Annotated in this window: 10 protein-coding genes; 4 read left to right on the forward strand and 6 right to left on the reverse strand. The window is 62.7% G+C overall.

All coding sequences use genetic code 11. The features are described 5' to 3' along the window. From ACYVKR_RS12625 to ACYVKR_RS12650, 6 genes are all read right to left on the reverse strand, one after another. Entirely contained in the window at positions 1–879 is an 879-nt protein-coding gene (locus ACYVKR_RS12625; protein ID WP_460481259.1) for an enoyl-CoA hydratase/isomerase family protein, read from the reverse strand. Between the two features lie 10 nt (positions 880–889). Continuing rightward, on the reverse strand, positions 890–2,053 hold the full coding sequence (locus tag ACYVKR_RS12630) for an acyl-CoA dehydrogenase family protein (protein ID WP_460481260.1): 1,164 nt from the start codon (positions 2,051–2,053) through the stop codon (positions 890–892). A 65-nt stretch (positions 2,054–2,118) separates the two neighbouring features. Continuing rightward, positions 2,119–3,267 carry an acyl-CoA dehydrogenase family protein gene (locus ACYVKR_RS12635; protein WP_460481261.1) on the reverse strand — a complete coding sequence of 383 codons (1,149 nt, stop codon included), beginning with the start codon at positions 3,265–3,267 and terminating at the stop codon, positions 2,119–2,121. Positions 3,268–3,274: 7 nt separating this feature from the next. After that, positions 3,275–4,138: an SDR family oxidoreductase gene (locus ACYVKR_RS12640; protein WP_460481262.1), complete on the reverse strand. Its 864-nt coding sequence runs from the start codon at positions 4,136–4,138 to the stop codon at positions 3,275–3,277. Between the two features lie 15 nt (positions 4,139–4,153). Further along, positions 4,154–5,131, reverse strand: a complete 978-nt coding sequence (locus ACYVKR_RS12645) for a tripartite tricarboxylate transporter substrate binding protein (RefSeq protein WP_460481263.1) — start codon at positions 5,129–5,131, stop codon at positions 4,154–4,156. A 54-nt stretch (positions 5,132–5,185) separates the two neighbouring features. Continuing rightward, positions 5,186–6,799, reverse strand: a complete 1,614-nt coding sequence (locus ACYVKR_RS12650) for an acyl-CoA carboxylase subunit beta (RefSeq protein WP_460481264.1) — start codon at positions 6,797–6,799, stop codon at positions 5,186–5,188. Positions 6,800–6,907: 108 nt separating this feature from the next. On the opposite strand from ACYVKR_RS12650, the gene ACYVKR_RS12655 reads away from it, so the two are divergent. From ACYVKR_RS12655 to ACYVKR_RS12670, 4 genes are all read left to right on the forward strand, one after another. After that, entirely contained in the window at positions 6,908–7,645 is a 738-nt protein-coding gene (locus tag ACYVKR_RS12655) for an IclR family transcriptional regulator (protein ID WP_460481265.1), read from the forward strand. Positions 7,646–7,935: 290 nt separating this feature from the next. Continuing rightward, on the forward strand, positions 7,936–8,259 hold the full coding sequence (locus ACYVKR_RS12660) for an HU family DNA-binding protein (RefSeq protein ID WP_460481273.1): 324 nt from the start codon (positions 7,936–7,938) through the stop codon (positions 8,257–8,259). Positions 8,260–8,314: 55 nt separating this feature from the next. After that, positions 8,315–9,126, forward strand: a protein-coding gene (locus ACYVKR_RS12665) for an IS5 family transposase (RefSeq protein WP_460481266.1) whose coding sequence is annotated in 2 segments (ribosomal slippage) — positions 8,315–8,651 and positions 8,651–9,126 — 813 coding nt in all. Because the reading frame shifts where the segments join, the coding sequence is not laid out codon by codon here. Between the two features lie 111 nt (positions 9,127–9,237). Next, positions 9,238–9,690 (forward strand): helix-turn-helix domain-containing protein, encoded by a 453-nt coding sequence (locus tag ACYVKR_RS12670; protein ID WP_460481267.1) that lies wholly within the window; start codon positions 9,238–9,240, stop codon positions 9,688–9,690. Positions 9,691–10,246: the final 556 nt, after the last annotated feature.

The raw sequence follows: 10,246 nt of genomic DNA on the forward strand, positions 1-10,246 counted from the left end.
TCAGTTGCTTCCCGTCGAAGTGGAGCCATGGGCTGGTACGAGCTGTGCGGCGCGGATGTCATCTGCGCTGAATGTGCGTTGCCAACTGGTCAGGCGCTTGGCTCGGAACGCGGCGATGCCTTCTGCTCCTTCTGCTCGCATACAGGCGGAAAACTGCCGCGCTGCATCGTCCAGCAAGTCCTCGTTGTTGTCATGGCCGCAGCGGCGCAGCAGTGGTTTGAGCGCCCGGTTGGCACCTGGTGCGCAAGTGGCAATGCGGCTCAGCCATTGCGCGAGCAGCTCGTCGAGGGCTGGGCCGTCTGGGGCCAGCGCATCCACCATGCCCAGGAGTTGTGCGGTTTCACCGCTGATTTTTTCGCCGCTCAAGCCCAGGCGGCAGGCCACGCGCTGGCCGAGCCTAGCCACGACAAAGGGGGCGATCTGGGCCGGAATGATGCCCAGCGAAGTCTCGCTGAGCGCAAAACGGGCGCTGTGGGTCGCGAGCACGATATCCGCAGCACAAGCCAAACCCATGCCCCCACCCATGGCCGCGCCTTCGACGGCTGCGATCACAGGTATAGGCAGCGTGTTTAGGCGCTGCATGAAACGGCCGAACTCCCTATTGCGCGCGGCGACGGGGTCTTCGTCGGTCTCGTGGGTATCAAGCCGAGCCTGGAAATTGCCTACATTGCCGCCGGCACTGAAAAAGCCGTTGCTGCCTCGCAGCACAAGGGCTCGCACCGAAGTGTCGGTCGTCGCCCAGTCAATCGCTCGCGCCAGCTCGGCCACCACGCCAGGGGCCAGGGCATTGCGCGTGGCGGGAATGTGCAACGTGGCAAAGAGGACGTCCTGCCAGAGGCGCACGATGACATGGGGCTGAGATTCGATATTCGAGTTCATTGCGAGGCTCTCAGGCGTTCATGTCCATCAGGCCCATCTTGCGCGCGATGACCATCATCATCACCTCGTCGGCGCCGCCGCCGATCGAGCCAAGGCGGTAATCGCGATAGGCACGCGAGACGCGGTTGTCCCAGGTATAGCCCATGCCGCCTTGGAACTGCATGCACCAGTCGGCGATCTCACGGCCCAGGCGCCCGGCCTTGAGCTTGGCCATGGATGCGAGCTCGATCACGTCCTCGCCACGGATGTAGGCTTCTGTGGCCCGGTAGGTCAGCGAGCGCAGGGCTTCGAGTTCAGTCTTGAGCTCGGCCAGCTTGTACTGGATGAACTGGTTGTCGAGCAGCGGCTTGCCGAAGGCGATGCGCTGGCGCAGGTAGGCTGCGGTTTCCTCGATCAGCTCGTTGCTGGACAGGCGCCGTGCCGCGCCGTCGAGCCGCTCTTCCTGGAACTGCTTCATCTGGTAGATGAAGCCCATCCCTTCCTCGCCGATCCGGTTGCGCACCGGCACGCGCACCTCATCGAAAAAGATCTGGGCAGTATCGGACGACCACATGCCGAATTTCTTGATCTTCTGCACCTCGACGCCTTTGGCGCGCTTGCCGTTCTCCTTGAGCGGCACGATGATCAACGATTTGTTCTTGTGCGCTGAACCCTCGGAGGTGTTGCACAGCAGGCATATCCAGTCGGCCTGCGTGCCATTGGTGATCCACATCTTCGAGCCTGAAATCACGTAGTCGTCGCCGTCGCGGCGTGCACGGGTTTTGAGCGAGGAGACGTCCGAGCCAGCGCCCTGTTCGGAGACGCCAATCGAGACCACGACATCGCCGGCAATGGCCGGGGCCAGGAACTCGCGCTTAAGCTCATCCGAACCGAAGGCAGCGAGTGCAGGCGTAGCCATGTTGGACTGCACGCCAATACCCATGCCCACGCCCTGGGCCTTGGCCGAACCGATAGCCTCGGCCGCCGCCAGCGCATACGAAAAATCCAGGCCCAGGCCACCGTAGGCTTCTGGCTTGGTAATGCCGAGGAAGCCGAGTGTGCCCATCTTCTTGAACAGCTCGTGGGCTGGAAAGATCTCATTGGCCTCCCATTCGTCGATGAAGGGATCGATTTCGGCAGCGATGAAGCGGCGGATGCTCGCCATCAATTCATGGTGTTCTTGGGTGTAGAGCATGAGAGGGTCTCCTTCGATAAATTTCTTGGGGAGGGCGCGGCAGGCGCCCGGGTTGGGTCGGGAGTTCAGATCTCCAGGCGTTTGGCGATCAGGTCCTTCATCACCTCTTCGGCTCCACCGCCAATCGTCATCACCTTGACCTCGCGGTAGAGGCGCTCCACGCGTGTGCCGCGCATGAAGCCCATGCCGCCGAGGATCTGCACGGCTGCATCGGCGCAGAACTGGAAAGTCTGCGTCGAGAAATTCTTGGCCATGGCGATCTGGGCGAACGGCGACTGGCCATCATCCAGCCGCGCGGCCAGGTCATCGAGCATGGCGCGCGTGGCTTCGATGCGGGTGGCCATGTCCACTAGTTTGTGGCGTATCACCTGGCGCTGCGACAGCGGTAGTCCAAAGGTGCGGCGCTCCTGCGCCCAGGCCACGGCATCGTGCAGGCAGACCTGCGCATAGCCGCAGGCTGCAGCAGCCAAGGCCAGACGTTCATGGTTGAAGTTGCGCATGACGACGACAAAGCCCTTGCCCTCCTCGCCGATCAGATTGCCGGCGGGGACGCGGCAGTCGGAAAAGCCGATCTCGGCGGTATCCGACGCCCACCAGCCCATCTTGCGCAGCGGGCTGCGCGTCAGGCCGGGCGTATCGCCCTCGACCAGCAGCAGCGACACGCCGCCCGCGCCTGCGCCGCCGGTACGCACAGCGACGGTGAAGTAGTCGGCACGCATGCCGGAGGTGATGAAGATCTTGCTGCCGTTGACGACATAGTGCTCACCCTCGCGACGCGCCGTCGTTGCCAGCTGCGCGACGTCGGAGCCACCTCCGGGCTCGGTGATGGCGAGTGCGGCGATCTTCTCTCCAGCCAGAATGCCGGGCAGCACGCGCCGCTTCAGCTCGTCGCTGCCGGCACTGGCGAGATGCGGCGCACCGATGGTGTGCGAGAACAGGCCCGAGGCCACGCCGCCGGAGCCGCCCCAGGCGCGCTCCTCGCAGAGGATCAGGCGATAGAACGCATCGCACTCGATGCCGCCATAGGCTTCCGGAAAGCCGACCTGCAGCAGGCCGGCGTTGGCGGCCTTGCGGTAGAGCTCGCGCGGGAATTCGCCGGCTTCGTCCCAGGCGTCTGCGTGCGGCGCGACTTCTTGCTCGAAGAAGCGCCGCACGCTGGCGCGGAAGGTTTCGTGGTCAGGACTGTAGTAGCGCGGATTGGGGGCTTGCAGCATGGGCACCTCAGGCAGGATTCAGAAAGCCGGGCGTGCGCGACAGCGGGAAGCCCTCATAAGGGGTGGAGTTGCCATGTTCCGGCAAGACCCACGTGTGCTTGGCATTGGGCACGCCGCCATCCACGCGCAGCGTGCTGCCGGTGATGAAGGCGGCAGCCTCGCTGAGCAGGAAGACGACGGCTGCGCTGACTTCGGACTCGGTGCCCAGGCGTTGCAGGGGGACCTTGCGCGCCAGCAGCTTGATGCGCTCCTTGAATTCGTCCGGGTAGGTGTCGAGTCCGCTGGAAGCAATCCAACCCGGCGCCACGGCATTGACGCGCACGCCGCTGGCTGCCCACTCGCAGGCCGCGGTTTCGGTGAAATTCAGCATGCCCGCCCGCGCCGCGCCTGAGTGCCCCATGCCCGGCATGCCATTCCACATGTCGGCCACGATGTTGACGATGGCGCCGCCGTGGCCCTCCAGCCACTGCGTGTAGCACTCGCGCGCCATCAGGAAGCCGCCAGTAAGGTTGTTGCGCACCACCGCCTCCCAGCCCTTCTGGCTGATGTCGCGCAGCGGCGAGGGGAACTGCCCCCCTGCGTTGTTGAACAGGCCATCGATGCGGCCATGGCGCGCGAGCACTGCAGCCACGGTATCGCGCACGGCGGCCTCATCGCGGATGTCGCATGTATGCAAGCTCACTCGCCCGGGCGCGGCAATCTCGTCCGCCACGGACTGGAGTTTTTCAAGCTTGCGGCCTATCAAGGCCAGTGAGGCGCCCAGGCTGGCGAGCTCGTGCGCGGTGCAGCGGCCGATGCCCGAGCCGCCGCCGGTGATGAGAATGACCTGACCGGCAAAAAGATCAGGGCGGAAGTTGGTCCGGTAGCTCATGGGTGTCGTGCCCGCTCAGAAATTGGTTTTGAGGTTCAGGCGCAGGACTTGCTGCCGCGCTGCCTCGTAGCGCTCACGTGCGAAGGCTGCGTAGGCTTCGCTGTCGAGATAGGCGCTTTCCTGGTTCAGGCGTTCGAGCAACGCGCGGGTGGAGGGCGCTTCAAGCGCGTCGTGGAACGCATCGTGCAAGGGCTTCACCACTGCCGGCGGGAGTCCCTTGGGGCCGGCGATACCGAAGGGCGAGTTGGCCACCATGTCCAGTCCAATCTCGCGCAATGTCGGTACATTCGGCCAGCCTGGCACGCGCCTAGCGGTCCACACCACCAGCACGCGGGCCTTGCCGTCGGCGACCATCGGTGCGATTGAGCCTGCCGTCACGCCCAGTTCGACATGGCCGCCCAACAGCGCGCTGATGATCTCGGCCTCACCTTTATAGGGAACGTGGTTCAGCGTAATGCCCGCACGTTGAGCCATCTCCTCCACTGTCACGTGCATGGTGCTGTTCACGCCGGTGGTGCCATAGCTGATCTGGCCAGGGCGCTTGCGGGCCTCGGTCACCACTGAAGCCCAGTCGGTAAAGGGGGAATTGGCAGCTACCGCGATGCCGAGCGCATAGCCCGACAGATGGATCACATAGGTGAAGTCCTTCCGCGGATCGAAGGCCGTCTTCTGCAGGTGGGGCAGGCGGAAAACCGGCTCGGGCAAGATGGACAGCGTGTAGCCATCCGGTGCCGCACGCAACAGCTGGTTGGCTCCGAGGATGCCGGCCGCACCTGGCTTGTTTTCGATGATCACGGGTTGTCCGAGCGCGCGCGATGCGTGCGCTGCCAGATGGCGTACCAGGTTGTCGGTGGCGCCTCCCGCTGCGAAAGGGACGATCAAGGTTACAGGGCGCTCGGGAAAGCGAGCGCTCCAACTGGCGCCACTGGCCAGCAAGGCGCTGGCCCCCAGACTGCAACGGAGCAGCCTGCGACGTGTGGTTGATGTGGTCATTCGTATGTCTCCTTGTGTTTAGACCGAAGGGCTCGATACCTTGTGTGCCGGAAATCAGAAGCGTGCGACGCCGAATTGCATCGGGCGAGTGGTGCGCTGTCCGGCCTCGCGTATGGTTGCGAGCGCAATCGCCAGCACGGCGCGTGTGTCGCGGGGATCGATGACGCCGTCGTCCAGCAGATGGCCGCTGGTGTAGAAAGCGCTGGCCTGGCGTTCGAAATTGGCTACGATTTCTTCTTTTTGCATGGCCAGCCGGTTCTCGTCCACCGGCAAGCCCTTGCGCTCGGCCTGTTGGCGGGCCACGATCTCGAGCGTGGAGGCTGCCTGCTCACCCCCCATGACGGCAGTGCGAGCGTTGGGCCACGAGAAGCAGAAGCGGGGGCGGAAGGCACGTCCACACATGCCATAGTTACCCGCGCCGAATGAAGCACCGCAATAGATGGTGATCTGCGGCACGCGGGAATTTGCCAATGCTTGGATCATCTTGCTGCCATGCTTGATCATCCCCGCCTCTTCGGATGCCCGGCCGACGATGAAGCCCGTGGTGTTTTGCAGGAAGACAATCGGCGTATCCGACTGGTTGCACAGCTGGATGAACTGGGCAGCCTTGGTTGCGCCCGCTGGGTCGATGGGACCGTTGTTGCTGATGAAACCGACGGGAAAGCCTTCGATGCGGCCATGACCGCAGACCGTGGCTGCGCCATAGTCGGGCTTGAAATCCATCCAGCGCGAATCGTCCGTTAGTCGGGCAATGATCTCGCGCATGTCGACTGGCTGCCTGTGCTGCAGCACCATGACGCCCGCGAGTTCGTCGGTATCGAGACGAGGCGGCTGGAAGGCTGCAGCGCCGCCACCACGCGTCCAGCCCAGATTCGCCACGATGTCACGGGCGATGGCAATCGCGTGGGCATCGTCCTCGGCCACGTACTCGGCGAGGCCGCTGACGCTGGCGTGCATGTCGGCACCACCCAGTTCCTCGTCCGTGGCAATCTCCCCGGTGGCGGCCTTGAGCAGGGGCGGACCGGCCAGGAATGCCCTGCCGCGGCCACGCACCATGACCACATAGTCGGACAGGCCAGGCATATAGGCGCCACCCGCAGTCGACGAGCCGTGCACCACAGTGACCACGGGAAGGCCTGCCGCCGACAGCCGGGCGAGGTTGTAGAACATGCCGCCGCCACGGATGAACTTGTCCACGCGGTATTTGCGCAGGTTGGAGCCAGCAGATTCGACCAGGTGCACGAAAGGCAACTTGTTCTCGAGTGCTAGCTCCTGACAGCGGATGATCTTCTGGTTACCGGCTTCCGTCAGCGCGCCGGCGTCGATGCCCGAGTCCGACGCTAACACCATGCACCGGACACCGGCAATGAAGCCGATACCGGCGATCTGCGAGCCGCCGGGCACGCATTTCAGGGGATCCGGATCGTCGAGGCCATAGCCTGCAAGATTGCACAAGGGCAGGAAGGGTTCGCCTGGGTCCAGCAAGCGCGCCACCCGCTCGCGTGGCAGCAGAGCGCCGCGCTTGGCGAAGCTGGGCGCGGCCTTGGCAGAGGCAAGGGCTGCACGGTTCTCCAGAATTCGCAATTGGTCCACCAGGGCCAGCATTTCGGCGCGCTGCGCCTGAAAGGCTTCAGCGGCGGTGTGGATTCGTGAGTCAAACGGTGTCATAGGAAAGAGTGGGTTGCGGCGTGCACGTATTGAAATTCAGGGGCTGGTTAGCGGCAATCGCAAACTGCTGAAATGTGCATAATGTGCACATCAAGCATCGGACGTGCCATGGCAGGAACACAGAGCATTGATCGCGCACTAACGCTGTTGAGCATTGCCGCCCGACACCACGCGCAGGGAATCTCGCTGGGGGAGTTGGTGGAGGCGGCCCAGTTGGACCGCACTACCACCTATCGCATCGTCTCGTCGCTGGTGCGCGCGGGCCTGCTCAGCAGGGAGGGGCTGGAAGGCCGCTACCGCTTGGGCCTTGAAACGGTTGCGCTAGGGCAACTGGCAATGACCCGCTCGCCGCTGGTGGAGCGCTGCCGTCCAGTGATGATGGCCTTGGCGCGGCGTACGGGTGACCACGTGTTTCTGGTGGTCCGTTCGGGCGATTACAGCCATTGCTTGCATCTGGAAGAGGGCAGCCGGCCGGTAAAGGGCTTTGCGGAAACGGTGGGGAGTACGCGTCTGCTGGGCCAGGGGGTTCCGAGCTTCACCTTGCTGGCATGCATGGCGGATGACGCCATTCATGCGCACTATGTGCGCCACCAGATGGACTATAAGGCGTACAACCTAACGGAGAGCCGGCTGATGCGCTGGGTGCGCCAGACGCGCGAACATGGTTATGCCCAGATCATCGCAAAGGGGCTGGGGGGGATTGGCGTGCGTTTTGACGTAGGGTCGTGCGCGGACGCTGCGCTTGGTGTGCTCACTGCAGCATCGCGCATGCCGCGTGCCCGCGGACCGGATGTGGCGCAGATGGCTCGGGAAGAGTTGTGCCGGTTCGGCTGGAACGTGTCGTGAAGATTGAATTCAACTAGCTTTCTGGCACAGCAGATTCGGCAGGCAATGCTCTGCTATGCCAAGAAGCTTACGCGCATGGCGGCCTCTAATTGGAGGGATTAAAGTTGTGGTCAATTCGGGTACGACCTTGCCTAATGCCCGATCTAGGTCATAACTCGGACATAGACAGAAGAGCCGCCATAGAGCACATTCTTGTGCTGGGGGCTGGCGATTGTGATCTATGCCTAACTTTGCATGCGGCAGGAGGCGATGGCTTGCCGCATGCGATATAAAACGGGGTCTGCCGCTTTATCCATGGATCCATCATGAACCGCACCGAACTCGTCGAAATCCTCGCGTCCAAGAACAACCTGTCCAAGGCGGCAGCTAATGCCGTGCTCGAAACCCTGATCGAGACCGTCCAGACCGCCGTCAAGAAGGGCGATCCGGTGCAACTGATCGGCTTTGGCACCTTCAAGTCGGCCAAGCGTGCGGCACGCACCGGCAAGAACCCTTCCACGGGCGCAGCACTCAAGATCCCCGCATCGACAGTGCCGAAGTTCGTGCCAGGCGCCAAGTTCAAGGCGGTGGTCGATCCGAAGGCCGCGAAGCGCAAGGCTGGTAAAGCTAAATAAGAGCGGCTAACAAAACCATGTCATCGTCAAACACCTGATCGACGTTTGACGCTGCATGGGTCAAAACAAGAACAAAGAGATCAGCGCCGCGCTGTTCAAGAAGGTTGCGCCGCTGTTGCCGGTAGTCGCAGCCTCGATCAAGGGCGGTCGCCCGCGGGTGAGCGATGAGATGGCCCTGAACGGCATCCTGTTCGTTCTGCGCACTGGCATTCCCTGGGAAGAGTTGCCCCAGGAAATGGGCTTCGGCAGCGGCATGACCTGCTGGCGGCGTCTACGTGACTGGCAAGGCGCAGGCGTGTGGCATCGCCTGCATCTGTTGTTGCTCGATGAGTTGCGCGGCGCCGGCAAGCTGGACTTCAGCAGAGCCAGCTTGGATGCGGCTAGCGTAGCCAGCCCCCGGGGGGTCAATACACCGGGCCCAACCCGACGGACAGGGGCAAGCTCGGTAGCAAGCGCCATATCATCACGGACCGCCAAGGTATCCCGCTGATCTTCTGCGTCACGGGCGCCAACCGGCACGACTCGGTGGTGTTCGAGCAACTGGTCGATGCCTTGCCGACGGTGCGTGGCTGTCGCGGTCGACCCAGACGCTGGCCGCACAAGTTGCATGCCGACAAGGGCTATGACTTTGCTCGTTGCCGCGCCCACCTGCGCAAGCTGGGCATCACGGCGCGTATTGCCCGGCGCGGTATCGAATGCAATGACCGGCTCGGGCGTCATCGCTGGGTGGTTGAGCGCACGCACGCTTGGTTGGCGGCCTTCGGCAAGCTGCGTACTCGCTTCGAGCGCCGCATTGACATTCATGTCGCGCTGCTTTCTCTGGCTTGCTGCATCATCTGCGTTCGCCATCTCACACCGTTTTGTTAGCCGCTCTAAGCCCATCAGAAATCTATCTAAACCGCCCGTTGTCTTTGATAGCGGGCGGTTTTTTTTGAAGCCTGTTACGCTGTACACCATCCATAGCTCCGATGGGAAACCATGACCGCTTTCTCTGATGCATTCCGGTCCGAGGTCTTACGCATGGCGCGCAAGGAAATCAAAGGAGAGTTGGGAAGCCTGCGCAAGATCGTGGCTGCCCAGCGCTCCGAGATCGCAGCGCTCAAGAAGGACGTGAAGGCGATGCAGTCTCAGATGAAGACTTTGCACAAGTCCGTGGCTCGCCAAGCCCAAGCTGTTCCATCGACCGATCGGGATGCCGAAGCGCCGGTGCGGCGCAAGCGCAGCTTCCAGTTCAAAGCCGATGCCCTGGTGGCCAAGCGGGAGCAATTGGGCATCACGCAACAGGCCATGGCAAGCCTGCTGGAAGCGTCGTCGCTATCCGTGAGCAGATGGGAGTCCGGCAAGGTGGCACCCCGTGCCGCACAGCTGGAGCGTATCCAGGCTGTTCTCAAACTGGGCAAGCGCGAAGCGATAGCCAAGCTGCAGGGCTAGCGGAGCCAACGCTCACCAGAGCCTCCATCGACGAAGAGGCTCCTGCGGCAGCACACTCAACTGCCGGATCTCTGGCAAATGCGATGGCCCATCTGTCGCCGCCCCACCAAACCGGCGGCGCATTTCGCACTCCAGTTCATGAGCCGTGCCGCGGGCATGCCTGTCACCCCGCAATGCCCGATGTCTCCAGGTACGGGCCTGCGCGGTCAACTCATCGTCTGGTAGGTCTCGTGGGTTCATCGCATGCACGATTGTGCCGACCCATTGATGACCCCATGGTGGCGTTTGCGCGCTTGATTTTTCTTGGCGATGAGGGGGCCTCTCTTGTCTCTGCGCGCTTTCGGTAGCTCGCACTCGATCCTAAATTTCTTCAGTCATATATCGTCGATGGGATGCAGGAAACGTCCGCCACGGATTGAGCCTGCATCTCCCTCTGTCGAACCACCCAGCGCCCTTGGCCTTGTGCCAGGGGCGCTTTTTTATGCCCGGAGTGTTGATTTCCACGCAAACCTGACCCACTATTTCCATCGAATCTTGACCCACCCTTGTTCGTGAA

This window comes from Comamonas humi, assembly GCF_054782535.1.